Annotated in this window: 23 protein-coding genes; 7 read left to right on the plus strand and 16 right to left on the minus strand. The window is 43.7% G+C overall.

Features of this window, described 5'->3' with window-relative positions:
- From QXD64_07465 to QXD64_07535, 15 genes are all read right to left on the minus strand, one after another.
- Window positions 1–835 (minus strand): hypothetical protein (locus QXD64_07465; protein ID MEM3397149.1); only part of this gene is annotated, 835 nt, incomplete at its 3' end.
- Between the two features lie 25 nt (window positions 836–860).
- The gene (locus QXD64_07470; protein ID MEM3397150.1) at window positions 861–1,379 is read right to left on the minus strand and encodes a hypothetical protein; all 519 of its coding nucleotides are present in this window, start codon (window positions 1,377–1,379) and stop codon (window positions 861–863) included.
- Between the two features lie 12 nt (window positions 1,380–1,391).
- Window positions 1,392–5,675 (minus strand): hypothetical protein, encoded by a 4,284-nt coding sequence (locus QXD64_07475; protein ID MEM3397151.1) that lies wholly within the window; start codon window positions 5,673–5,675, stop codon window positions 1,392–1,394.
- Between the two features lie 45 nt (window positions 5,676–5,720).
- Complete coding sequence (locus QXD64_07480; protein ID MEM3397152.1) at window positions 5,721–6,233, minus strand: hypothetical protein; 513 nt, start codon at window positions 6,231–6,233, stop codon at window positions 5,721–5,723.
- Between the two features lie 2 nt (window positions 6,234–6,235).
- Window positions 6,236–8,533: a hypothetical protein gene (locus tag QXD64_07485; GenBank protein ID MEM3397153.1), complete on the minus strand. Its 2,298-nt coding sequence runs from the start codon at window positions 8,531–8,533 to the stop codon at window positions 6,236–6,238.
- Window positions 8,520–9,017, minus strand: a complete 498-nt coding sequence (locus QXD64_07490; GenBank protein MEM3397154.1) for a hypothetical protein — start codon at window positions 9,015–9,017, stop codon at window positions 8,520–8,522. The genes QXD64_07485 and QXD64_07490 overlap by 14 nt, the downstream gene beginning before the upstream one ends.
- Window positions 9,018–9,026: 9 nt before the next feature.
- Window positions 9,027–11,402, minus strand: coding sequence for a hypothetical protein (locus QXD64_07495; GenBank protein MEM3397155.1), 2,376 nt, complete (start codon window positions 11,400–11,402; stop codon window positions 9,027–9,029).
- A gap of 114 nt (window positions 11,403–11,516) precedes the next feature.
- Window positions 11,517–13,190, minus strand: coding sequence for an RDD family protein (locus tag QXD64_07500; protein MEM3397156.1), 1,674 nt, complete (start codon window positions 13,188–13,190; stop codon window positions 11,517–11,519).
- Between the two features lie 96 nt (window positions 13,191–13,286).
- Window positions 13,287–13,790, minus strand: a complete 504-nt coding sequence (locus QXD64_07505) for a hypothetical protein (GenBank protein ID MEM3397157.1) — start codon at window positions 13,788–13,790, stop codon at window positions 13,287–13,289.
- A gap of 3 nt (window positions 13,791–13,793) precedes the next feature.
- Entirely contained in the window at window positions 13,794–13,958 is a 165-nt protein-coding gene (locus QXD64_07510) for a hypothetical protein (protein ID MEM3397158.1), read from the minus strand.
- Window positions 13,959–14,085: 127 nt separating this feature from the next.
- Window positions 14,086–15,045: a methyltransferase domain-containing protein gene (locus tag QXD64_07515; protein ID MEM3397159.1), complete on the minus strand. Its 960-nt coding sequence runs from the start codon at window positions 15,043–15,045 to the stop codon at window positions 14,086–14,088.
- Window positions 15,029–15,487, minus strand: coding sequence for a Mut7-C RNAse domain-containing protein (locus tag QXD64_07520; protein ID MEM3397160.1), 459 nt, complete (start codon window positions 15,485–15,487; stop codon window positions 15,029–15,031). Before QXD64_07520 ends, QXD64_07515 begins: the two co-directional genes overlap by 17 nt.
- A complete protein-coding gene (locus QXD64_07525) occupies window positions 15,475–16,116 on the minus strand; it encodes a 2,5-diamino-6-(ribosylamino)-4(3H)-pyrimidinone 5'-phosphate reductase (protein ID MEM3397161.1) in 642 nt (213 codons plus the stop codon). The genes QXD64_07520 and QXD64_07525 overlap by 13 nt, the downstream gene beginning before the upstream one ends.
- A gap of 6 nt (window positions 16,117–16,122) precedes the next feature.
- Entirely contained in the window at window positions 16,123–16,473 is a 351-nt protein-coding gene (locus QXD64_07530) for a hypothetical protein (GenBank protein ID MEM3397162.1), read from the minus strand.
- A gap of 250 nt (window positions 16,474–16,723) precedes the next feature.
- Window positions 16,724–17,293: a phosphoribosyltransferase family protein gene (locus QXD64_07535; GenBank protein ID MEM3397163.1), complete on the minus strand. Its 570-nt coding sequence runs from the start codon at window positions 17,291–17,293 to the stop codon at window positions 16,724–16,726.
- Window positions 17,294–17,375: 82 nt separating this feature from the next.
- Here QXD64_07535 and QXD64_07540 point away from each other — a divergent pair, with 82 nt between their 5' ends.
- From QXD64_07540 to QXD64_07555, 4 genes are all read left to right on the plus strand, one after another.
- Window positions 17,376–18,578 (plus strand): YgeY family selenium metabolism-linked hydrolase, encoded by a 1,203-nt coding sequence (locus tag QXD64_07540; protein ID MEM3397164.1) that lies wholly within the window; start codon window positions 17,376–17,378, stop codon window positions 18,576–18,578.
- Window positions 18,579–18,583: 5 nt separating this feature from the next.
- Complete coding sequence (locus tag QXD64_07545; GenBank protein MEM3397165.1) at window positions 18,584–19,570, plus strand: ornithine carbamoyltransferase; 987 nt, start codon at window positions 18,584–18,586, stop codon at window positions 19,568–19,570.
- Between the two features lie 5 nt (window positions 19,571–19,575).
- Window positions 19,576–19,848, plus strand: a complete 273-nt coding sequence (locus tag QXD64_07550; GenBank protein ID MEM3397166.1) for a ubiquitin-like small modifier protein 1 — start codon at window positions 19,576–19,578, stop codon at window positions 19,846–19,848.
- A 99-nt stretch (window positions 19,849–19,947) separates the two neighbouring features.
- Window positions 19,948–20,073 carry a hypothetical protein gene (locus QXD64_07555; protein MEM3397167.1) on the plus strand — a complete coding sequence of 42 codons (126 nt, stop codon included), beginning with the start codon at window positions 19,948–19,950 and terminating at the stop codon, window positions 20,071–20,073.
- Here QXD64_07555 and QXD64_07560 read toward each other — a convergent pair.
- A complete protein-coding gene (locus QXD64_07560) occupies window positions 20,070–21,470 on the minus strand; it encodes a replication factor C large subunit (protein ID MEM3397168.1) in 1,401 nt (466 codons plus the stop codon). The two genes, QXD64_07555 and QXD64_07560, sit on opposite strands and share 4 nt — an antisense overlap.
- A gap of 96 nt (window positions 21,471–21,566) precedes the next feature.
- On the opposite strand from QXD64_07560, the gene QXD64_07565 reads away from it, so the two are divergent.
- From QXD64_07565 to QXD64_07575, 3 genes are read left to right on the plus strand one after another with little or no spacing between them, the layout of a single operon-like run.
- Window positions 21,567–22,406, plus strand: coding sequence for a UbiA family prenyltransferase (locus QXD64_07565; protein MEM3397169.1), 840 nt, complete (start codon window positions 21,567–21,569; stop codon window positions 22,404–22,406).
- 4 nt (window positions 22,407–22,410) lie between these two features.
- Entirely contained in the window at window positions 22,411–23,157 is a 747-nt protein-coding gene (locus tag QXD64_07570; GenBank protein MEM3397170.1) for a geranylgeranylglyceryl/heptaprenylglyceryl phosphate synthase, read from the plus strand.
- The gene (locus QXD64_07575; protein MEM3397171.1) at window positions 23,154–24,944 is read left to right on the plus strand and encodes a DUF2070 family protein; all 1,791 of its coding nucleotides are present in this window, start codon (window positions 23,154–23,156) and stop codon (window positions 24,942–24,944) included. The genes QXD64_07570 and QXD64_07575 overlap by 4 nt, the downstream gene beginning before the upstream one ends.
- Window positions 24,945–25,004: the final 60 nt, after the last annotated feature.

A 25,004-nucleotide genomic window follows, 5' to 3' on the forward strand; every position in this document is an offset into this window, starting at 1 on the left:
CTACTGTTACTTTCGTGAGGTCTAAAGAAAGAAACGCACTTATGTTTATCCCAAGTACCTCCTCGGGGAGTGTCTTTATAGTCTGGACGAAACCACTTGCCCACAATCCAAGGAGATACTCCAGTTTCTCCATTACCCATGCACGCAATGTGGTTACAGCCTTCTCCACAGCCTCCCACACCTTCTGCAAGCCGCCCACGAGCATCTGCCAGAGTGCCTGCAATGCGTCTATGGCAATCGCTATCAGGCCCTTGATTTCCTTGCTCGCTTCAACGCTGTAGCCAGCGTAGTTTGTTGTCTCGCCCACTGCTCTGTAGCCCTGGAGAAGCAGGGTGCCATAATCCACTGTGAACTCCCAGCCTGCTGTGATTTCCGTGTATCTTGCTTCGGGTATGTAGGTATGTTCTGCCACTACCTTTCCTGTCATTAACTCCACTATTTTCTGGTTCACCTCCTTTATTCCGCCTATGTCTCTCACAACGAATTCTGTCTGGATTGTGTAGATTGTGCCAGATGATGTGTGATATTCTCGCACACTGGCACTCCATTTCGCTATGGTCGGGGGCATGTTGTATACCACGAAGGGATTGAACGCTTTCTGTGTCCAGTTCTCGGCCTTGCTTGGGTCTGAAGCATTCAGTGTCTGGTAATAATCCCTGCACCAGCCATAGGTAGAGGCAAAGCCATTGCTTACAATCATCTGGTGCCAGAGGCTATCGCTGTCTATGTAGGAGATGTTGCTGAAGTAAATCTCTACGATAGCATACTCAGAATCACCAAGAAAGGGATTTGTAGGAGCTGGCTGGAATTCTATATGTAACTGGTGGAATGCCATAAAATTTAAAGTATTCTGAATCAATTTAATCCTCTCCTTTTGAGTATTGCTTTTTCCAATTTTCATATGTCTGTATTATTTTCTCTCTATTTGTCTCTTCTTTCACAACTCCGAGGGATATCTCCCTCATATCCAAAAGCACTATCTTCACCCGACCATGGTTATCAATAATATCCTCAATATCTGAAAAAGGAATCCGAACTTCATTAAAATCCCGAAGGTATTTTTTGTAAGTTCCTTTAGGCCACAGAAATCGCGAATCTCTTACTTTCCAGGAAATGTAGCCAGCATCCGGATTTACTATAATCTTTCGGGGATGGGTGAGAAGAATGATACAGCCTATAAAGTGGAAGCACAGTATGGCCAAAGATAATAGAAACATATGTAGTGCCCACATTGCCATGCGGGAAGGTTTAGATAAGAACCCAGCCCACCACAAAAAGCAAGAAGCAAGAATTCCGCCTCCGCCTACTATTATAATCGCTATTATTATATTTTTCGTAACCACTTTTTCTGTTGTTGTAGGAATAGAAATCTTCACCACATTTTTCACCTCTCAACGAAGTTGACCAATGAGTAGAAAGAGTGCTATTAAAGAAAATATTACTGCCAGGCCGCTTAATATTGTTGCTGGAGATTCACTTTCAGCTGTTTTATAGAATGAAATTACTCCTACTACTAGACCAAAAATCCCCAGGCATATTCCAATCGTTACCGTAGCGTTTTTTGCTTCATTTTTTGGTTTGATTATATTTAAGCCAAAACTCACAATCGCACAAAAAGCTATGATACCGAGTGCCAACGCAACACAATATACTCCTGTGACATCCTTTTCAATTTCAAGTGCCAATGCACTAAAGACAACACTGAGGAAAGAAAGAATAATTCCTGTGAAATTCCAAATTAACTCATTTGGTGGCGTCGGCGTGTTTTCTTCAACTAATTTTTTTGCAAAATCAAAGAATACATTAAATGATAAGGAGAGTTGTGGAATAGTAATGTGAAGGGTTGGGAGAGGAAGATTCTTTTGTTCAAATAGAATCAGGAAAATGAGAGAAAGCACGAGAGAAACAATTATTCCACTAATCCAACCTACTGGCCCAAAAATGTAGCCCAATGCGGTTATTGTAACCGTAACGGCAAAGAACACACCAAAGAGCATAAGGAAGAACTCTCCGAATATCTCATTTGAAATTTTGTGTAGAGTACTCTCAGAAATTTTGTGGCTTATGGAATATTCATCCCATGCAAGAGAAAGAGTGTTGTTTATATCTTCTACTTGTGTTCTCATCCTCTCTTGGATAGGTTGAAGGAGAGGTTGAATGGCGTTTTGAAGAGTTACGGCTATCCAATCTACAATCGCATTCACAGCCTTCTCCACCGCATTCCATACCTCCTGCAGTCCGCCAGCAAGCATTGCCAGGAAACTGGCTATTGCGTCTGCAACCAGTGTAATAATTCCTTTTATCTCTTTTCGCACTTCCACCGCAGGATGGCTCTCTCCTACCATCGTATAACTTACTACATACCCGTAAACTTCATAACCGTAAAGAACCAGTGTCCCATAGTCTACATCCAAGCGAATTGCGTTACTCCCTGTATAGGAAACCGCTGTTTGCTCTCCACTTTCTATCCACTTAAACACACCAGATGTAGCACCTCTGTAGAGGTCTTTCACTCCTACAAACAAGTTGCGGAACCCACTTACACTTTTCGCCTCTAAAGAAACGGTGATGTAACAGGCTGTGCAACTCCAGACCACACCTACCTGGACTCCATAGAGATACACAGGCACCCAGCCCCATTCGTCATGGGCCTCGGCAGAAAACGATGTAATCATCGGCGGGAGGTTGCAGACAACGAACGGGTTGAATGCTTTCTGCGTCCAGTTCTCTGCCTTGCTTGGGTCTGAAGCATTCAGTGTCTGGTAATACTCCCTGCACCAGCCGTAGGCAGAGGCAAAGCCGTTGCTTACAACCATCTGTTGCCAGAGGCTATTGTTGTCTATGTAGGAGATGTTGCTGAAGTAGGTTTCTACGATGTCTGGGATGCCATCCTCATCCGTGTCTGTCCAGATTATGTTTCCCTGTGAGTCTTTGCCCTGGGCATAGGGAAGCTGTGGGTCCCCATACATCTTTTTCTCTCTGCTTATCGGTCTGTTCTCACTGTCCCAGCCAGTAATGATTTTGACATTGTAGCCGAAAACTTCCTGGTAGTCCGTGATGGAGTCGCCATCAACATCTGGTGTTTTACAGTATTCTGCTGCTTTTGTGTCGCTCAGGCCTTTGCTCTTCCAGTATAGGAATTCCTGTGCATCCAGCCATTGGTCAGAATCTGTGTCGTTGCTCAGTGGGTTTAGGCCGAGGGTGTATTCTACGCTGTCTTTTAGGCCGTCAGCATCACTGTCTGGACTCCAGGGGTCTGTGTTTGTAATCAGAATTTCTTCGCCATCACTCAAACCATCACCATCCGTATCTGTAACCGTAGCGTTTGTGTAATACTTAAAGATTTCTTCATAGTCAGAGAGCATGTCAGCATCTGTGTCAGTTTTATTCGGGTCTGTGCCGTAAATCTTGAGCTCCTCACCATCCAGAAGCAAATCGCCATCCATGTCCTTCACAAGAGGCCTTGTGGAATAAACCTTTACTTCCTCGTAGTCTGTCAGGCCATCACCATCCGTGTCTGGCAAATACTTGTTTGTGTGATACACATTCTCTTCTTCCCAATCTGGCAGTCCATCACCATCTGCATCTGCAAATGCACTTTCTGGCAATGGCTTCGCCTCCAACGGCTCATCATCCCAACCATCTATAATTATGTCCCTGTCTGTGTCTGGGTCAAGCCCATTAGTTGTATTTGTATTGTAGAAGAAGGAAAGTGTATGTGTGGCATTTTTCTGGGCTTGGCCGCATTCTACCCAGTAACCGCCATCTATCGCCATGTATTTCCAGTAACGCTTCGGATATGTGAACATTGCATAGGCTGTGAATATCGCATCTGGATACTCTGAGGTGTTGAATGAAATGCCCTTTGCGAGCCTGTTTGTGCCTGTTGAATTTGGCTCAAGCAATACGCTGTTGTTGTAGTAAACTGCAAGAATACCAGTGCAGTTATTTGCAGAAATTGTTGATGAAACAGTGACTGGAATTGGATATTTCAAGAATGGTGCAAGGTTTACGCTGAAGTTGAAGGCTTCTGCATTCAACCAGTGCGTTTCGTTCTCGTTCAATTCACGGCTAAGATTGAGGAAAGAGACGCCTGGTGTATGTGCACCCGTGTTATTCCAGTCTGGACTCGTATCACTCACTGTGTCTACAATAGGCGGGATTTCCTCTGCGTCGCTTTTTCCATCTTTGTCTGTATCACTTGCATAGGGCGAAAAATTCCATTCTCTCTCCCGCTTGTCGTTTATTCCATCCCTGTCTGCATCCGCATCAAATGGATCCCATATTTGAGGCACCAGTGCCACATCAACTGAAAAAGTAACGCTAAAACTGGAATTTGAGGTGAGATTTACTTTGAACCAGAGTTCTGTATCGTTTGCATCAAGAATGCTCTGGATAATTGAAGAAATATCAGGAATTGCTCTTGTCTCACAGGAATCCACACCCTTCCTTGAAACTACCTCTACAGTTCTGTTTTCCAGTTCCACTGCCGCAAATAGGTATGGCAGTTGTACGATATTTGGCAGTGAAAGTGTTGCTGTTGCATCAACAACACGGAATTTGTAGGAAGTTGGAAGCGGAGAAATGTTTAGATTGACAGAGGAAACTGTGGAGGAATATGGGTCGCTGGCATAATGGAAAATAGAAGTATAGAGAGAGAAATGCAATGTTGGCTGGCTTTTGTAGTATAGAAGTGCAATTTGGGAAACATTGCCAGAAATAACCTCTATAGTTTGGGGTTTGAGTTGTCCTATATTATTGTAATACCAACAGCCGGCAATGCAGTTGTAGATACTTACATTGGTTTGATTGTTCACTCTAAGCTTGACAGTGTCATTTGAACCTGCTTGCAACCAGAATGCATAGTAGCCATTTGGTGCATCTATTTGCCACCGTGTCTCATTATGCCTTGTTGGCAGCCACCACACATTCTCATTTACTTCCTCCCTGTCGCTTAATCCATCACCATCTGTGTCTGCACTGCTTGGATTCGTGAAGTAGCGGTTCCATTCAAGGCTGTCGTTCAAGCCATCGTTGTCCGTGTCCTCGCTTATCGGACTTGACTCCCAGGCATCTAATTTGCCATTGCAGTTTATGTCTTCCTGGCTGTCATTCAAGCCGTCGTTGTCGCTATCTGTGTCTCGCATGTTTACCCTGCCATCCCTGTCTGTATCAAGCCAGTAAAGGGGCTCGTCCCCATCCTTGATGCCATCATTGTCGCTATCAGGGTCGCCAAGGTCTGGGAGGTCATCATTGTCAGAATCCGCTATTGCGTGAACTTCGCACCTTGCTGCAGTGTAATCAGGCAATCCCCAGGGTGTGAACTCAATTCCAGTCAGGTTCTCCGTAATGTTGTATTGTTTCCACACAATTATTGCATTCCATTTATCTTTTATTGGTTGTGGCTCTGGTGGCCACTCATTTGTTCTCGTTCCAGTGCGTCGTATCCCGCCATAAACCACTTTTGCTACTATGACCATGTTCACGCTTTCGCCTGTATTATTCATCCATAATCCATAGCCCTTTGCAGTATATCCAATCACACTGCCAAGAGAATCGAGTGTGGAGTTGAGGTATTCCCAGGCATCGTTTTCGTTCTCAAATTCCCGGGATTTGTCATACCACAGGCAGAAACGGTAAGGAAGGAGCGTGTAGTTTTTGTCGCTCCAGTTCATACTTACCCCCTCTTTTCTTGCTTCTTCCTGAAGATGTATAATCCCTCAAATGTTAAACACTGCTAACGGAACTTTTTCTTTTAGTTTTGTTAGGAAGATACTCTTATCTTTTATGTCCTCAACTGGTATGTTGGCCCCTCTCTTAATTGGCCCAATTGGTTTCTTAACAACTCTCAGACACTCCGTTAAATATACTTGGATATATTCCACTGCCACAATCTCATCATATGGTATAAAACAATAATTTAATATTTGCTCATGCCCATAGAATATTCCCTTTTCAGTCAAGATTACCTTTACTCGAGGGTCTTGTTTATAAAGATAGAATAACCAGCTGCTCGATATACATAAAATGATAAATGGGAGTACAATCATACTTTTTTCATTACTTGATAGAGAAATCAATAGAAGCCAGCAAAATAAAAATAATGATAAGGCAAAATTCATCCAGATGTACCTTTTCCTCCACTCAAGACGCTCTCTATATCTCTCAGACTCTATCTCAACAGTTGCATCGTAGTAAACTTTTCCAAACTTATCTATATATTTCCAGGACATAATTAATCGAAATCTATTGCTAAGATTTTTCCATCGTTATCATAATCCGTACAAAGATTCCATCCTGCGTACACTGTACTCAATATAGAAAGCACTTCTTCAATGAAGAATAGGGGATTATAGAGAGGATTATCTGAGAGAGAGGGGATAAATGTGATGAGTGCACCTGTAAGGCTCAGTGCAAGAGAAAACCATCCTAGTAAACATGCATAAAATCCGCGCAATCCCTTTGAAGCAAGTAAAAGGACTAATCCTATAAAAGCAATCGCAAGGCCCACCGTATCTGGATCTATCCATTCCATCACAATTGCATATTTCTCCGCCAAAAAGAATAATTGCTGAAGATTTACACCGAAACCTGTTAACCAGAATGGATCTTCCGCTGGTATTATGTCCGTTGGAGTAGTGGGGTTTGTAGGGACAGTGGCTTCTTCGTAGAATGCGCCAAGGAATATCCCTATAATTGCTACTGAGACCATCGCTCCAATAATCCATCCTATACCTGGAACTGCAGTATTAACAAATCCTAATGTGTATCCTATTCCTTGGATAAATGTACATATCAAAATAAATGCTAGGAATGGGAGGTCATATAATCGTTTTATCATTTGGGCAGTGTCCCAACTGGGATTTGCCAAGTCTCTCCCTAACTCCCTTACACAGCTTTTTACTATATCCACTACTGTCTCTACCAACGCCTCAACTGTATTCTTGAGAGCACCTATTACAGGTTCGAGCATCTTCAATATTATCTCCTTCACCCACTCCACAATCGCATTTACCGCTTTCTCCACCGCATTCCATACCTCCTGCAGTCCGCCAGCAAGCATTGCCAGGAAACTGGCTATTGCGTCTGCAACCAGTGTAATAATTCCTTTTATCTCTTTTCGCACTTCCACCGCAGGATGGCTCTCTCCTACCATCGTATAACTTACTACATACCCGTAAACTTCATAACCGTAAAGAACCAGTGTCCCATAGTCTACATCCAAGCGAATTGCGTTACTCCCTGTATAGGAAACCGCTGTTTGCTCTCCACTTTCTATCCACTTAAACACACCAGATGTAGCACCTCTGTAGAGGTCTTTCACTCCTACAAACAAGTTGCGGAACCCACTTACACTTTTCGCCTCTAAAGAAACGGTGATGTAACAGGCTGTGCAACTCCAGACCACACCTACCTGGACTCCATAGAGATACACAGGCACCCAGCCCCATTCGTCATGGGCCTCGGCAGAAAACGATGTAATCATCGGTGGGAGGTTGCAGACAACGAATGGGTTAAACGCTTTCTGCGTCCAGTTTTCTGCCTTGCTTGGGTCTGAAGCATTCAGTGTCTGGTAATACTCCCTGCACCAGCCATAGGTAGAGGCAAAGCCGTTGCTTACAATCATCTGTTGCCAGAGGCTATTGTTGTCTATGTAGGAAACATTGCTGAAGTAAATCTCCACGATATCTGGGATGCCGTCCTCATCCGTGTCGGTCCAGATTATGTTTCCCTGTGAGTCTTTGCCCTGGGCATAGGGAAGCAGTGGGTCACCATACATTGTTTTCTCTCTGCTGATTGGCTTGTTCTCACTGTCCCAGCCAGTAATGATTTTGACCGTGTAGCCGAAAACTTCCTGATAGTCTGTGATGGAGTCGCTGTCAACATCTGGGGTCTTGCAGTTCTTTGCTGCCTGGGCAGACGCATCCTTTTCGTTCATGCCCATCTTGTTGCGGTAGTAGTCATACCAGTAGTTGTATTCAAGTCCATCAAGCCATTGGTCAGTGTCCGTGTCGTTGCTCAGCGGATTCAGGCCGAGAGAGTATTCTGTGTCGTCGTAAAGGCCGTCGCTATCGGTATCTTCTTTCCATGGGTCTGTGTTCGTGATGAAAATTTCCTGGCTGTCTGTGAGATTATCGGAATCTGAAGAGGCTTTGTTCGGGTCTGTTCTGTAGATGAAAATTTCTGCATAGTCCCCAATACCGTCTTTGTCTGTATCTGGATTGCTCGCATTGGTTCCATACACACGCAATTCCTCAAAATCGCTCAAACCATCACCATCCGTGTCTGTTTTGTTCTTATCCGTGCCTATATTCTCCTCTTCCCAGTTTAGCAAGCCATCGCCATCGTTGTCGGCAAATGGTGATTCCGGGAATGCCGATGGGTCAAACGGTTTCCCGTCGTCAGCATCTGGAATCACATCGTTGTCTGTGTCTACATCCAGCGGGTCTGTGGTTGTTTCTTTCTCTCCGAATTTCAGCGTGATGTCTATTCTTGGTGGATATCTCTCTGGCTCGCAACTATTTTTCTTCATACCACGCACTCCATCTGACAATTATCTTATTTTCTTTACCTGTCCCAAATTCCTTCCCCTTCATTCTTGCTATCCAAATAAATGTTGAGAATGGGCTAAGAATAGAAGAAATAAAAAATAGGCCATATAGTGGGAATGTTCCAATAGTTAAGAAAATTGAGCAAGCTAAGAATACTGACATGCCAATCCCCAGAATAACAGCGTGTCTTTTAAATACTCCTTCTGAGAGTTTTTTATTTTGCGATATGTACAACTTATCAACAACATAAGTATACAACCAAATACTATTGTTGAAACAAAGATGAAATATAAACAAAATAGGTAGAATAATTATATCGTACGGATAAGGGAGAACCCATCCTTGGAAAAAAGAAACCATAGACCATGCTAAAACTATGACATACCCTCCGTAATATATAGTATTAATAAATACCATTATTCCAAGCCATTTATCAATTTTTTCCTCAATTTCTTTTTGTGTCATTTTATCCACCTACAAAAATGTTAGGTTAGCTAACCCAGAATTATAAAGAGAGGGAGTGGAAGAGAAAATTCCTGGAAATAAGGTAAGTGCTCTAGCATACGCATAAATCCCCCAGAAAGATACAGTATCTCCACCCCAGAAAGCGGTATGTACTCCTGTAAAAACACCAAGGAGGAAAGCTAGAAATAAACTTTCCAAAAGGATAACCGCAAGAGTATAGGCACATGTCCAACCGAAAGGAAGTGTTGGAAGTAGAATTCTAACAAATGCCCAAATCATTCCCTCTCCCACAAGACAGAGAAAAAGCACATTTACGAAGACCTGCACAAAGGTAAGGACACCTTCTTTACCACCATCTTTAGCAAGAAAATTCAAGAAATGTCCTAAAAACACAATCCTGTTTATCCCATTAATCGCCTTCGCAATCTCCGTAAATCCCGCAGCAGAAATTACCACCTTTCTGTCGGCATGTTTCTGTGTTAATGGTTCGTGCATCCAGGCACTGAAACAGGATTGCCCGATAATCACCATCTTCTGGTATTTCGGTGTATTTCCATTTAATGTGGCACCATCTACCCATTCTGCAATATTTTTCCATGAAATGTATCTCTCATTTTCATTTCCTTCAGCCACAAAGTAACTTCCCCCACCCTGTTGAGGCAATGCACCATGGCCTATGAACACAATCAGAATCTGGTTCTGGTCTGTGTTGATTCCATCTAAAGCATTTCTGAGATTTACCATGAACAGGTTCCGAATTCCATCAGCGTTCAACCCGTAATTTATTCCGTTTCCAATTATTGTGTATCCATTGCTCCTTACAAGATTTAGCAAATTGTTTGCCTCTTCCTGGACTGCTGCAGTAATGTCATGACCCTCAGTATTTACTCCTCCTTCACTGATTATCACTGCGAACTTGTTTAATTGGTTTTGCTTTGGCTGTTCCATCTTCAATGAGATTGGTAATCCCATCCCCATCATTTGCTTATAATATCTTATTATGCTGGATATTAGTCTCTCCTTGCTGCTCCCGTCAAGTTGCTTTATGAATTCAGGTGGCTCGCCCGGTGAAATCTCGCCTCTCACAACCTTTATCCAGTTCTCCTCTACTCCTTCAATTTCTGGCACTGGTATGATTCCTCGCACGATTTTCATCAGTCCTTTCACCATTACGATACCTGTTGCCCTTTCTATTTCCCTGAAGAATGCTCCCGTGCTGTAAACTGAAATCATCAGTGTGAACTCTCCAAGCTTTGATATAAGTGGTTTGAAGAATGCAGTTATGTCGTCAATACCTTTGCCAGATGCTGAAAATACTGCAGAATCAAAACTAGCAGTGTAGGAGGCTATGGCCTCTGTTATTCTCTTATTCAATGAACCCATTATCTCTCCATACGCATTCCGTGCCAGTGCCTCTATTACTGGGTTAATCATCTCTTCAAATTTTTTCACGCACCACTCTACAATTGTGTTAACACCGTCGCTGATTGCCTTCCATACATTCTGTAAGCCTCCGCCGAGCATTCCTAATAATGCCTGCACGCCTGTCGCAATGAATTGCCAGCCTTGGGCAATACTGCCTTTTACCTCGCCTTCTATCTTTACCTCATAGCCCACATAATCCTTCACTGTGCATCGCACACGATACCCATATAACTGGTAGATGCTGTAATCTACATAAAACACTCGCCCAGTGCTTACTGAGTTGGAACTAAACGGTATTGTCTCTGTTGCAGTTATTTTACCAAAACATAACTCTATCAATTCATATTTTACCTCTTTTACAAATCCGAGTGCTTTTGCATCACACTGAACAGTAATTGCAGCCCGATGGTCTGTTCCTACCCACCAATCCCTAAATGTAACTCCAAAAATAGTCACCATCGGCGGGAGGTTGCAGACAACAAACGGGTTAAACGCTTTCTGCGTCCAGTTCTCTGCTTTGCTTGGGTCTGAAGCATTCAGTGTCTGGTAATACTCCCTGCACCAGCCATAGGCAGAGGCAAAGCCGTTGCTTACAATCATCTGTTGCCAGAGGCTATTGTTGTCTATGTAGGAAACATTGCTGAAGTAAATCTCCACAATGTCTGGGATGCCGTCCTCATCCGTGTCGGTCCATCTTCCATCGGTTTGTTTGTATGCAGCCAGTGGGTTGCCATACATGGTTATTTCCTTGCTGATTGGCGTGTTATCTTTGCCCCAGCCAGTAATGACTTTGACATTGTAGCCGAAAACTTCCTGATAGTCTGTGATGGAGTCGCTGTCAACATCTGGGGTCTGGCAGTTCTTTGCTGCATCTCTAGGGCTTAGCCAGTAGTTGTATTCTTCTGCATCTGCTCCCTCAAAGACATACATGTACCAATTTTCCGATTCCATTTCATGCATCAGGATACCACCTTACTCTCGTCGCCTGTATAGATTTTGATATAGTTATATTCTTCGGTCTTCTATACCAAAAAACTAGCACAAAATCAACGCTGCAATTTTGGTTTTAACAATCTAATTTGTTTTCACAACCACTGTCTCTGCCAGTACATCGCCAAGCCGCTGGGCATGCCTTGAGCGAAGGATGAAGAGCATTGAGAAACCTGAAGCGAGAATGAAGAGGAAAACCATAACCACTCCGAGCACCTGGGCCATGAGATTAGGAACAATAAAGTAGGAAATCCCAGTGGATAAGAGCAGGATGGCGATGAACCTGGTAAGGTTTCGCATCATTGCTGCAGTGATGCCTATCCTTTCACCATAAATTTCCTTCACCTCCAGCCCCATCAACTTCTTCCCGACTGTCTTTCCTACAAAATATTCACTGAGGGTAAAGTAGAGGAAGCAGACAGCACCAACAAGCGAAGAGAAGGCAATGAGCAAAACTTCATTAATTTCAGTGGAACTCTTGAGTATGAAGAAACTGGCAGCAAAGGCAAATGGTAGAATTATCGCCAGCGAGACCCCCACATCTATCAGATAGGCAATACTTCTTCTTCCAATGTCTCCATACCTTCCCATCCTGCATCTCTCAATCTCCCCCAAAATGTAATAGACCGCAACCAGTGCCCTGTATGCATCATACTGGCTCAGTTGCTCATTTCTCGCTTCTGCACGAAGGACCTGGAGGTCATGGAGAGCATAGTGTTTTCCATGCTCTGCCAGAAAATCATCCAGTCCTTTTTTCTCCTTTGCTACAAGTGCATAAAAACTTTCAATTGCCTCAATTCCCTTTCCAAGCGCCTCCCTGTATTTACCAGAATTATATAGTGCCCAGGCCTCATTAAGCAAGGTTCGCACCTTAAACTCAACCCGATTAAACCTGGAAAACGAAGGCGAGTATTCCCAGATTTTCTTACCACAAAATGGGAGAAGCACAAGGAAGGTTATCAATCCGCCGAGAAACACCATATCCATTGTGGCTGCCCCACCAATTGCTCCTGCAAACACCTTGCTGGTTGCGTAAATCTCTGGCAGATGGTAGATGTCCGCACCTGCAAGCACACCAAGGGTTGAGGTCGTATAACCGAAAAGCAAACCTTCTGGTTTACCACGGAAAAACCCAAGCGAAATGAATGCAGCGACCACTGGCGGAAGAAGATACCATGGAAATTCCGCAGCAATTCCCTGCTCTGGCAGGTAATTGGTCACGAAATAGGTTGCAAACGCCACAATCTGAAATGCAAACAGGGCATAGAGAATTTCAATCTTGACAGTTTTTTTCAGGTGAGTAAGCCAGGCAACCGCAAAGGCGAGTGTAAATACCGCAAAAACTGCAATCGCAAGATGGATTCTGTAGATTGCGTAACGGTTTACCCAGGACACCAGATGGAGATTCAGAATGAGCGTGTAGATGCCAGATAACACCACAAGGAGAGCCACGAAGAGCAGCAATTCCCTCATCTCTATCTTGAACTTCTTTTTGAAGAAATAGAATGCCAGCACAATGGGAATCACACCACCACCAACGTTAATCCCCAGAAAAGTATCTCCATACATTATCAGCGGAATGTTGCCTAGCATCCCGAGCACAGAGCCAAACAGCAGCAGATAAAATTCCTTCTTTGTGATGTGCAATGCACTGAAGGAGCGGGAAAAATCAAATGTGCCTATGTAAAACACGATGAAGATTAGTACTGGAATCATGAAGGTTGTCAGCACTGCAAGATAGGTTTCAATCAAGTTCATTGAGGTAAGGAAGGCAAGGGAGTAGATAGGGATTTCGTTAGACCGATTTTTACTGCCTCATTGCTTGGTAAAAAGATTGGTGGAATTTTTTGCGCTTCATACCTCGGATACACTTATCCCTGGATGTTTAACACCCAGACGCTTCAGATAAAAGTTGTAATGCTCTTTGAAAACTGCATAACAATAAAGGAGGGAAAATACCAAACAAATTAGGTACTGGCTAACTGGTGGATACGGACCCTTAATATCGTACAACCACCACCAGAAAAATAACACGGCGAAGAGGAGCCCCCATCCAACAGGGAGGAACAAAAAAGGGAGTGTGAAATGAGTAATTATATAATGTTCTTTTGCCCACAGTCGGGGAAGATACCGGGCAAGCGGCTTCAACATATGTATAGTGAAAATAAGGAGAATCCCCCAAGGGCAAACAAAGAAAAGAATGGAAATAATGGGACCATTTATCTCCTCTAGTATTTTAATGTATGGCGAAAAGAGTAGAGAGCCCAGTATGATATAATAAAGAGCATATGAAAGCCCTACATGAAAGTATCTCTTCTTTGCCTCCTCTTCAATCTCCCCAATGTTTTTTTGTTGCATTTCCTATTTTACCTCCACGAATGCAATTTTATGTAACTTCATCCCATCACTGTAAACAGGAAGTAATTTTAGTATATAAAATCCTTGCTTCGCAAACTTGTATGTGGAAATTTCTACAGTACGCGTTGAGCCATCACCAAAATCCCATAACACTCTCCTCCAACGCATATTCTTCACCTTCTATCTATTATGTGAAACTAGTATTTTTTTCGGTAGCAGAGTTATTCTCACATACTCACCAAAAATAATGTTTACAACTGTTCTTCTGTCTAAAATTTTTGAGAAATACACAACTCTATTTTCTCTCAAACACACAGAGGTGTCTCACCAAACTCTTGTGCACATAGATTGGATGGACTTCTTTCAGTGAAAAACCAGGAACTGGCCTTTCTGGTCTGAAGGGGAGAACCATAACCAGTTTTTTACCAGGGCGAAGCAAGGCAGCAAATGTTGCAAACGAACGGTTGTAAAGCAATGTTATTGGCTCTTTCCTCGTTGTGGTGCTTCTCCCGTACGGTGGGTCTGTGATTATCACATCTACCTCCCCTCTCTTCGAAACAATTTCCCCCACATCACCACAGAACAACTCAAATTTCTCAATTCCATATGCTCTCAGATTTTTCTCAGCACCAGCGAGAATATCCTGCCTTATGTCGTTCCCAATTACTTTCGCCCCCAACAATCCTGCTTCAATCAAAATTCCAGCAGTACCGCAAAATGGGTCCAGTACCACATCACCGCTTCTCACTTCTCCTAGATTCACCATCGCCCTTGCAATCTTCGGATGGAGTGAGATGGGCATGAAAAAAGGTCTGGCTTTTGGTTCACGAGAGCGAAAACTCTTGTTGTCCAAGCTCCAGAATTGCCTACAGAGAAAATACTCATCAGTATGTCTGAAAACATAAAATAAATTGTCTGGCTTTCTCAAATTAACATTTCCCTGTATTCTGCCCCCGACTTGCTCTGCTAACTCTGGCTCATGCTCCACCCGCACACAAAATGTGCCGTTCACATTCAATCTCTCTGCAAATTCAAGTATGCCCTCAATGCTCCCATTGTGTAGCACCTCAAACCCCCTGTGCCAGAGTGCAAGACGGCACGCAAAGTGCAGATCAGCCCCACCAACATCAACACAGAATTTCCTGCCCTGGCACCAGAGCATTCTTGCTGGAATTTTCTCAGCATTAAACACATGAGCAAGTTCAGCATCTGGGAGAGCGCCATAGCCAAGATGTTTTTCAAGAACTACCAGCATTCTTCAACCTTTCCTGCATTTTTTCCACATGACTCCCATACCAGTAAATTTTTCTGCAATGTCTGCAATACCAGAACTCATTGAAACTTGCAAAGACCTTCTCAGGCACCTTGTCTCTCACAAATCCTGGCTCCACTTTTTCAATCAAATTATTACATACACTGCATCTGTCGAGTTCAAGCTCTGTTCTAAGACCCAGGTTTCTCTTCAACTCCTCAATCTGGGCTTGCACATCATCACTTTTTATCAACAACCCGTTTCTGGTTCTGGCAGCTAGTTGTTTATCTCTCGTAAGCAGAATTCTCCCAGTTTGTTCAGCTAGAGTTGCAAGTTCACCATCAGATTTCCCTGCCTCTGGATAAAGTACATCGTAGCCCAACAATCTCAGCCATCTTGCAAGTTTTCCGAGCATGTGGTCTGCCACAAACTTCATCTCACGCATTTTTCCACGAGATAACGGAGGAGCATACCATCTCCCAGTTTTTCCCATCCCTGCAGCTTCAACTTCACAACTTCTTCAATGGAACCTGCACCTTCTCCGTCAGCCATCGTCGGTGCATCCTTTCCTCCAATCACAATACTTCCCACATACACATTTACCTCATCAGCCAGTTTCTTACTTAAAAATTCCCAGATTACTGTACCTCCCCCTTCTACAAGCAGCCTCCTTATTCCCATCTTTTCCAGTTCCTCAATCGCTTTTTCCACATCCACCTTCCCTTTCCCGCATCGCAGCATCACAGCATTTCCAATCTGTCTGGTGCATTCTTCCGCAGTCACAATAACTGTTTTTGCAGTTCCCTGCAGCACCTGGGCATTTTCAGGTGTTCTGCCCTGGGAATCTAGCACAACTCTTACTGGCTGTTTCGGATTTGAAACATACTTTTCCTTAACAGTTAGTTTTGGGTCATCCGCCAGGACTGTGCCTACACCCACAAGCACTGCATCCACCGAATTCCTCAGATTGTGAACCCTTGCTATATCCTCATCACTTGAGATTCTTGTCTGTCTCCGCGTCTTCAACGCAAGCTTGCCATCAACACTTATCGCACAGTTGACAATGATGTACATAACCCTTTAAAGCGTTTTATCCAGAATCTCGTTCAATTCCTTCTCAAAGAGGGAGACAAAACTCTTCACAAGCTCATCCTTCATTTCAGGTGGCATTGCTGCAAGCCCGAGTTTTGCAGAACATTTTGCAATCTTTGCAATTGCATACACCTCCCTCATTCTCGCCTCCACAAGGATCATTATTGCTTCTCTGAACTCCTTCTTTATTTCAGGGTTTTCGTTTAACTTTGTCTTCAGATACTCCTTTATTTCATCCTTTATCAGTTCCTTGGTTGCATCCACAATGAAATCCTCAGGCGAAAGAACTTCTTCCGTGGTCTTCAGAATCTTCTGCACCATGTCTTCTTTTTCTGCCATGGTTGGAGCATGGGCTCTGGGGTATTAAATGTTTCGGAGAACCCTTTTCAGGGTGCTTCGCACCCCGAAAAGGTTTCATCCAAAAGGAGGGGGTACCGTAGGGGGACGAAGTCCCCTCGCCCGAAAAGCGTTCACGGAAACCTTTTCAGCACTTCGTGCCGAAAAGCTTTCATGGAAAAAAGGTAGGTTCGGGGATGCCAAAGGCATCCCCTTGACGCAGGTTACCGTAAGGGGTGCAACCCCTCGGGGGTTACCGTAAGGGGGCGTTAGCCCCCTCGTCGAAAACAAGTTTTTCAATCACCTTACTCTTCTGTCTTATTTCCTCCCTTGTCAGACCCTCAAGCTCGTGGGGAAACACAATCCAGTCATTGATTATCTTGTAGTAGTAGTCAGGCACAAGTTCCACCTGATTCTTTGCCTCTTTGAAATAAACCACACCCACCTTTATATCGGGAGCATTCTTTCCTTTCCTCTCCTTGATAAATTCCAAGACCTTTTTTATAGTAATCCCTGTGTCCCAGACATCATCCACAATCAGAAGTTTTTGCTCTCTACTGAGTTCCCGAAGCACATGCTCCATCCCCTTTATCTCCACCTCTCCAGTTGTCTTCAGTCCTCTGTAGGATTGGGTTTTGATTGCTGTGTGATAAGGATCAATCCCTTTCACTCTAAAGTACTCATGTACGATAATACCTGGCGGAGTACCTCCCCTCCAGATGCCAATTAAAAAATCAGGGCGAAAACCGCTCTGATAAATCTTTCTTGCAAGGCGGAAAGAATCCAGATAAAGCTTGTTCGGCGAGATAAACACCTTTTTCATGGATGCAGAGAAACTCATGGAGTATTTGAGGTTTGCAGATGAGTTGTAGGCGAAATCTATATTACCTGAAACTGCTTTTGGCATGTTCGGTGAAAAATTGGACGCAAAAGAAATAAAGATGAGGGCAAAGGAAAACGAGCAGCAGGTGACACAATTTCTCAGAGACATCATTGCAATTCCAAGCTTTTCTGGTGAAGAAGGTAAGGTGATAGAGAGAATAAGCCAAGAAATGAAGAGCGTTGGTTTTGATGAGGTTTTTGTGGACCACATGGGCAGCGTTGTAGGAAGAATTGGAAATGGAAAAACAAAAATTCTTTTTGATTCCCACATAGACACTGTTGGGATTGGTGATCCAAATGCATGGAAAGTGGACCCGTTCAAAGGCAAGCTTGAGAATGGAATTGTTTATGGTAGAGGTGCATCCGACAACAAGGCAGCAATCGCCTGTATGGTTTATGCTGGCAAGATTATAAAACAGCTCGGGCTTGAATCAGATTACACATTTTACGCTGCAGGGATTGTCCAAGAAGAAGATTGCGATGGACTTGCCGCTCGCTCATTGATTGAGGACTATGGTCTGAGACCAGATTATGTGGTCCTGGGAGAATGCACAAATCTGGACATCTACAGGGGCCACAGGGGACGACTGGAAATTATTGTTCGCACGAAAGGTAAGTCTTGTCATGCAAGTGCACCAGAACGCGGTGAGAATGCAGTTTACAAGATGATGCCAATTGTGAAGGGCATAGAGAAATTAAATGCAAAATTGAAGAAGGACAAATTTTTAGGCAAAGGTAGCATAGCAGTAACTCACATTGATTGCAAAACCCCGTCCTACAATGCAGTACCAGATGCGTGCTCTATCTACCTAGATAGACGCCTCACTTTTGGAGAAGATAAGGAACTTGCAGTTTCCCAGATAAAAAGTTTAAAGGATTTCGGAGACGCAGAGATTGAAATTCCAGTTTACGATAAACCAAGTTACAAGGGTTTCGTGAAAAAGGTTGAAAAGTATTTCCCTGCATGGGCACTTGATGAGAAGCATGTGCTCGTCCAGAATGGGTTGGAGTGTGCTAAAGCAATTTTGGATAAGGAGCCTGGAATTTCGAAATGGGTTTTCGGCACAGACGGTAGTTACACAATGGGCATTGCAAAAATCCCGACAATTGGTTTCGGGCCCGGAAGAGAGGAACACTCTCATAGCATAGAAGACCAGGTTCAGATAGAGCATTTGGTTATTTCCACAGCGTTCTATGCACTGTTGCCACAAATGTTCATGAGGTGAGAAAAATGAAAACAATGTTTAGAGGAAAGCACTTTATAACTGACCAGGAATGGGATGTTGAGGAGCTGGAGACCGTTTTTGAGGTTGCCAAATACCTCAAAACAAAGTTTGCATTGAACGAGGAACATCGGCTTTTGCAGGACAAAACCCTGTTCATGATTTGGTTCGACAAGTCCACAAGGACAAGGAACTCGTTCGAGGCAGCAATGACGCAGCTTGGTGGCCATGCCCATGACTTGCCATCGGAGCGATTGCAGATAAGCCATGGCGAAAGTGCCCAGGACACGGCAGAGGTGCTGAGCCGCTATGGTCATGGAATAGCAATAAGGCACTGTTTGTATGGCGAAGGAAACAAATACATCAGGGAGGTTGCAAAGCATTCCAAAATTCCAGTTATAAACATGCAGTGCGATGTTTACCATCCATGTCAGGCCATGGCAGACCTTTTCACACTCAAGGAAAAGATGCGGAAACTCGAAGGAAAGAAATTTGTGGTTTCCTGGGCCTATGCACCGAGCTACATGAAACCTATGTCTGTGCCACAGTCGCTCATTTTGCTCATGCCCAGGTTTGGGTTTGATGTCACACTTGCCCATCCCCCAGAGTTCAAGCTGATGCCAGAAATAATGGAGCAAGCAAAGAAGAATGCAGAAGAGGCAGGTGTGAAATTTGAGGTGTCGCACAACATGAAAGAGGCATTCGAAGGGGCTGATGTGGTCTATCCGAAGAGCTGGGGCTGTTTGCAAGTAACTCAAAAGCCAGAAGAGAGCATGCAGATTGCAAAGAAATACACCGACTGGATTTGCAACGAAGAATTGATGGATTTGACAAACAAGCATTCTTACTATATGCATTGCCTGCCTGCTGACAGGGGCTATGAAGTCACAGATGGAGTTATAGACGGACCACATTCTATCGTGAACGACGAGGCCGAAAACCGCCTCCATGTGCAGAAGGCAATTCTGGCGCTGACAATGGGTGGTAGGCCCTGAGCCAGATTAATGTAAAATTTTTTGGTTATTTCAGAGAAATCACTGGTGTTGCTATAGTCCAGCTTGAAAGCGAAAACTTTCATACTGTGAGAGATCTGCTTTGTGAGGTCGTGAAAAGATACCCTGCCATCAAAGACAAACTTTTTGAAGGCGAGAATGTGATGCCTTTCGTCAAGGTCCTTGTCAATGGACTGGCTATAGAGGTGAAGGAAGGACTGGATACCAAGGTAAAACCTGGAGATGCCATTGCAATTTTTCCACCAGTGGGTGGTGGGTAAGAGAAAAAGATTTGCCTGGTAAAAGTCCAGATGGACAATCGCAACCTTTATATATTGGTATGCTATTTGTCAGACAAAGAGTAGAAAGATGGTGATAAAATGTCTGATGCTGCTGTGATGGAAACCAATGGTGGGAGCGAAGATTTCGAGGCATGGGATGCAGAAGAGTTAATGGAATGGATGGAGCAGATAGACAATCTCCTCAGGCAAATAAAGGAGATTTAGGGTAATTCCAGTAATTTCTTCTGTCCCCTATCTAATTCAACGCTTTTCTGCTTTTCCTTCTCTTTTTCTGGTTTCTGGCCATAGATGTTCTTTATAATTATCTCTGCTCTCTCATCATAGTCGAAAATAAAACGTACATCGTCTGGCGTGAGCCGTAATTTCTTCACCATCAATATTCTAAATTTATCGTTATGTCTGAAGATGTAGACGAAGTAGGGATAGATTTCTTTTTTTGCCTCAGAAATTGAGGTGTGACAGTATCTGCCAAGCTTGTAGCACAATGCATAGATTCTCTCCCTTGCTTCCCTTGAATCTCGCATCTTAAGTAAAAACTGAGGGAAACTAAATTGGATGAATCTTGGTTCATGTTTTTTTGCGACCGCAACACCACCTAACATCAGGTCAATTGCATATTTCCAGAGGCCATATCTGTTCCTCCGATAGACCCTGCCGAAAAACAAATCTGCCTTTGAAAGTGCATCAAAGCCAGCAGCTAGGTCTTCAGGATTATTATAGGCCTTCGGAAGGTTTTCCTCAATCCAGAGAGCTAGTTTTTCTGGTTCTTCATCAACAGTCCTCTGAACTTCTCTAATTTTTCTCAGGTTCTTTTCTTTGAAGATGGTTCCGAGTAGGGAGTAAACATCTTCTTCTCTGTCCCTAACACCAACTCCTTCCTCACTGGTAATCTGGGTTTTACCGGCAGCCACTGCCTGCAGGTCATTCACTGCACTTCTCACATCCCCATTAGAGCGCTCAGCTATGAGGTCAAGCACTCGCTCCTCTACCCTTATTTTCTCAGAGACACAAATACCAGCGAGCAATTTTTTTATTTCTCGCTTATCAACTCTCCTGAACTTAATGATTTCACAGACATCCTTAAACTTGCCCTTCCTCGTGAGTTCATACTCATCATTAACGATGAGAATGATTGGATTTGAAGTTACTGCAATAGTTCTTATAATTGCACTTGCACCTCCTCTGTCGCTATAATCCAGTTTCGCATCGCTTTCTTCACTTCCTTCTCTGCCCATACCCTCGTCACTAACTCGCTCATACAAACTGTCTGCCTCATCTAGAATGAGAAGTTTTTTCTTTTTTTCGCTTCCAGAGAGGTCACGATGAATTGCTGCTCTCAGCACTATGTCTTCAATTGCACCCGCATTTCTTGCATCTGATGCATTAAGTTCTATTATCTCCCAACCAAATTCATTTGCGAGGGCATGTGCAGCAGTGGTCTTTCCAACACCAGGTTTTCCTGATAACACCACGGCACGCTTTCCAGGCCTACCTGCTTCCCACTCCTCTGCCCATCTCCTCAGAGCTGCAATCGCCTGTTTGTTTCCTCGAATCTCTGAGAGCAATTTAGGACGATACTTTTCAACCCACATCTCAGACATGTTCAACAATAGAATACCCTGCAGTTAGAAAAAGGTTTGGGCTCAAACGACCTACCGCCGAAATACTTAATACATTCCTTCACTTTGTTTTGCTGAATGCATCCATATTTTGATATAATAAGACCTGGCAACTGTGCCCTTGCAGCCATAGGTGTGGTTGTAGGCGGAGTGATTGCTGCAGGAGTTAATGTTCTCGGAATTACAAATCTTTTCCAACTTATCTTTGCAATGCTTGTGGTTTTCTTAAGCACCGCCGGTGGAAATGTGCTCAACGATTATACTGACAGAGAAGTGGATAAAATCAATCATCCAGATAGGCCCATTCCTTCAGGAAAAATCAAGCCACGACATGCTGCAATTTATGCAAGCGCGCTTTTCGCCACTGCCCTTCCGTTTGCAATTTTGGCAGAGCATCGAATTGAGCTTACCTCTATCTTCCTAATAGCGCTCTTGCTCATGCTTGCTTACGAGTTCAGGTTCAAGGCAGATGGACTTTCTGGCAATTTGATTGTCAGTTTGCTCACATCAATGGTTTTTGTCTTTGGGGGCTGTGCCTTCGGAAATCCTATGCTTACGATTCCATTTGCGCTCATCTCTTTTTTAGCTAGTGTCTACCGTGAAATAGTGAAGGATATAGAAGATGTAGAAGGTGATTTTACCAGAAAGACCCTACCTAAAAAGGTCGGAAAAAGAACTGCTGGCTTAATGGCGATTTCGACACTCACACTGTCTATCATATTCTCTCCTGTTCCTCTTCTCCTTCCCAACTTTGGCTTTCTTCCAAAAGTTGCATACACGATTGGAATTGTTGCAGCAGACATTGTCTTTATATACTCTGCCACATTCACATTCAAGTCCCCAAGCAAAGCCCAAAAGTTTGCAAAGATTGGGATGCTGCTTGGCACAATTTCGTTCCTGCTCATCGGATTGAGGTGATAAAATGCGTGTATGGGAATACATTGAAAAAAAGATAAAAAACAACGAGAAACTACATATGACACTCCTTGACCCAGACAAACAGAGTCCTGAAGAGGCAGGTGAAATTGCGAAGAAGTGTGAAACCCTTGGCACTGACGCAATAATGATTGGTGGTTCAACTGGAGTGACACGGTTGAACATGGATGCAACTGCAAAGGCAATCAAGGCAAATCTAGAAAAAATCCCACTCATCATTTTCCCAACAAAACCAGATGCTCTGACGCCTCATGCAGATGCCATTTACTTCATGAGCATGCTTAACTCCCAAGACCTGAACTTTGTGATTGGTTATCAAGTTTTAGGTGCAATTGTAGTGCGAAAACTAAAGCTTGAACCAATTCCTATGGGCTATATTATCATCGAGCCAGGTATGAAAGTAGCTGAAGTAGGCTGTGCAAGAGTCATTGCAAGAAACGATAACCAGTCAGCAGTTGCCCATGCTCTTGCAGCTGAGTACCTTGGAATGAAACTGGTGTATCTTGAAGCGGGGAGTGGTGCTCACCAGCATGTCCCTCCTGAAATGGTGGCAGAAGTACGTAAGAACATCTCAATAGGCCTGATTGCAGGCGGTGGAATTAGAAACTCAGAAAGTGCGGCATTGCTTGCAAAGGCAGGTGCAGACATAATTGTCACAGGCACAATCGTGGAAGAAGCAAAAGAGATTGAAAAAACGCTTGGAAGTATAATTGCTGCGGTGAAGCATAGATGAAAATAAGTTTCGGCAAAGCCCTGAATTTCCAGGAAAGCATGGAGGAAACAGCCAAATTCTCCAAGTATCTTTTCACATCCCCAGAGCCATACATCACCGTTCCTATCATTTTCATTCTCAGCGTCTTACTCGGGACTCTTTTCTTTTACCCAGATAACAACGCACTTCTATATGGCATAGTCCTTTTCTTTTTACCTGCTTTAATCACTGGTTTTCTCACCAAAGTCCTAGTTGAGGGATTTGGAGGAAGAATGTATCTTCGCAGGAGCTTTTTGCTTGTGCTCCTCTCTCTCCTCCTCCCTATATTCTTTGGGCTCATCTATAGATTGCTCTCCCTTTTTGCGGCTGTAAGAATGCTCTTTGCACTGTATACTGGTATTGCTAGCATCGGATTTTTCCGCCATTTTGTGTGCTATGCGATTGCACTTCCATCACATGCAAGGGCTGGATTCGTAAGTGTGCTTCATGTGGTTCTGACAGCGATTCCACTGTTCCTGCTGCTGCCTACCACCACAACCCACATTGCGATTTTTGCGATTTCAGTCACCCTCTTCGTCGCTGCTAGCATCGTGTTTCTCGAGACTGTGAGCTATCCGATGAAACGATTTTTCGGTGTGAAGGCGGGAGCCCTCGTGAAGCCCCTTTTGGACCATCTCACTGACAAGACACCAGAGTCCGCTAGCGAACTTGAGAATTTCCTGAATTCAATTTCTGCAAATGTGAATGTTTATGCTGGAGTCATTGGAATAAAAACAGCCAAAACTGATGTACTACTCGTCGTGCCTGCAGTGCATCCTGGCCCGTTCTCAATGATTGGTGGAGGTGACTTACCTAGAAAGATTAGAAAGGAGATAAAGGGCTGGAAACATCTGATGGTGCCTCATGGTGCCGCAACCCACGACTTCAATCTGAGCACCACAGCGGAGTGCAAAAAGGTTGCGAAGTTTGCAGAGAATCTCGCTGAAAAAATGAGGTTCTCAGATGAAGGAAGCGAGTTCGTGCGAATAAACCAGAACGATTTTTCTGTCTGTGCCCAGTTTTTCGGAGATACTGTGCTCGTTGTAGCCACTTCTGCGCCCTATCCAACAGACGACATAGATTATCCAACGGGGATTCATGCAGCAAGAACTGCTCAAAAGTTTGCTGAGAAAGTGGTCTTTGTAGACGCACACAACTGTCTGGTGAAGGGCAGTGGAGCTGTGCGACTTGGAATGGAGAAAGCAGAAGCATTATTGGAAAATGTTGAGTTGGCTGTGAAAACCGCTACACAAAAGAAGGGAAAGATAAGGGCTGGATTTGCTGAGAGTAAAGAGTTCAAGCTTGAAGAGGGAATCGGGCCCTCTGGTATTCAAGTGCTTTGTGTGGAATGTAATAGAAAGAAAAATGCGTATGTGCTGATTGATGGGAACAACATGGTTCCTGGCTTGAGAGAGAAAATTCTCGCAAGAATTGCTGGAATTGTGGATGATGCTGAGGTCATGACAACAGACAATCACATTGTAAATGCTACATTCGGTGGTTTTAATCCAGTTGGGAGAAAGGTTGAGCATGAGAGATTGGTGAGAGTAGTGCAAAACTTAGTTGAGAAAGCGATAAAAGATTTGAGTGCTGCAGAAGCAGGTGGGAACACTGGGATTATAAAAAAGTTGAGAGTATTCGGACATGAGACCGCTCCGAGATTGACAACGGTGATGAACACATCTTACACGATAATCTGGCCAATGCTAGGAGCTATGTTTCTTTTGCCCTCATTCCTCTCAATTCTGTTGATGTATATATGGCTGTAAAACTCAGAGTAATACAGTTTCACTCGTATATTTCAAAACTTCTATATCCTCTGTCCCATT

It is taken from the genome of Thermoplasmata archaeon (assembly GCA_038874435.1).
Lineage (GTDB): Archaea > Thermoplasmatota > Thermoplasmata > Lutacidiplasmatales > SKW197 > SKW197.

What these genes read in the sequence shown, in the direction of transcription:
- QXD64_07575 (MEM3397171.1), top strand. Translation starts at nt 23,154, where the DNA reads ATGAAAATAAGTTTCGGCAAAGCCCTGAATTTCCAGGAAAGCATGGAG.
- QXD64_07475 (MEM3397151.1), bottom strand. Translation starts at nt 5,675, where the DNA reads ATGAACTGGAGCGACAAAAACTACACGCTCCTTCCTTACCGTTTCTGC.
- QXD64_07570 (MEM3397170.1), top strand. Translation starts at nt 22,411, where the DNA reads ATGCGTGTATGGGAATACATTGAAAAAAAGATAAAAAACAACGAGAAA.
- QXD64_07525 (MEM3397161.1), bottom strand. Translation starts at nt 16,116, where the DNA reads ATGTACATCATTGTCAACTGTGCGATAAGTGTTGATGGCAAGCTTGCG.
- QXD64_07485 (MEM3397153.1), bottom strand. Translation starts at nt 8,533, where the DNA reads ATGAAGAAAAATAGTTGCGAGCCAGAGAGATATCCACCAAGAATAGAC.
- QXD64_07545 (MEM3397165.1), top strand. Translation starts at nt 18,584, where the DNA reads ATGAAAACAATGTTTAGAGGAAAGCACTTTATAACTGACCAGGAATGG.
- QXD64_07535 (MEM3397163.1), bottom strand. Translation starts at nt 17,293, where the DNA reads ATGAAAAAGGTGTTTATCTCGCCGAACAAGCTTTATCTGGATTCTTTC.
- QXD64_07480 (MEM3397152.1), bottom strand. Translation starts at nt 6,233, where the DNA reads ATGTCCTGGAAATATATAGATAAGTTTGGAAAAGTTTACTACGATGCA.
- QXD64_07490 (MEM3397154.1), bottom strand. Translation starts at nt 9,017, where the DNA reads ATGACACAAAAAGAAATTGAGGAAAAAATTGATAAATGGCTTGGAATA.
- QXD64_07500 (MEM3397156.1), bottom strand. Translation starts at nt 13,190, where the DNA reads ATGAACTTGATTGAAACCTATCTTGCAGTGCTGACAACCTTCATGATT.
- QXD64_07530 (MEM3397162.1), bottom strand. Translation starts at nt 16,473, where the DNA reads ATGGCAGAAAAAGAAGACATGGTGCAGAAGATTCTGAAGACCACGGAA.
- QXD64_07520 (MEM3397160.1), bottom strand. Translation starts at nt 15,487, where the DNA reads ATGCGTGAGATGAAGTTTGTGGCAGACCACATGCTCGGAAAACTTGCA.
- QXD64_07560 (MEM3397168.1), bottom strand. Translation starts at nt 21,470, where the DNA reads ATGTCTGAGATGTGGGTTGAAAAGTATCGTCCTAAATTGCTCTCAGAG.
- QXD64_07555 (MEM3397167.1), top strand. Translation starts at nt 19,948, where the DNA reads ATGTCTGATGCTGCTGTGATGGAAACCAATGGTGGGAGCGAAGATTTC.
- QXD64_07515 (MEM3397159.1), bottom strand. Translation starts at nt 15,045, where the DNA reads ATGCTGGTAGTTCTTGAAAAACATCTTGGCTATGGCGCTCTCCCAGAT.
- QXD64_07565 (MEM3397169.1), top strand. Translation starts at nt 21,567, where the DNA reads ATGCATCCATATTTTGATATAATAAGACCTGGCAACTGTGCCCTTGCA.
- QXD64_07505 (MEM3397157.1), bottom strand. Translation starts at nt 13,790, where the DNA reads ATGCAACAAAAAAACATTGGGGAGATTGAAGAGGAGGCAAAGAAGAGA.
- QXD64_07540 (MEM3397164.1), top strand. Translation starts at nt 17,376, where the DNA reads ATGTTCGGTGAAAAATTGGACGCAAAAGAAATAAAGATGAGGGCAAAG.
- QXD64_07510 (MEM3397158.1), bottom strand. Translation starts at nt 13,958, where the DNA reads ATGCGTTGGAGGAGAGTGTTATGGGATTTTGGTGATGGCTCAACGCGT.
- QXD64_07495 (MEM3397155.1), bottom strand. Translation starts at nt 11,402, where the DNA reads ATGCATGAAATGGAATCGGAAAATTGGTACATGTATGTCTTTGAGGGA.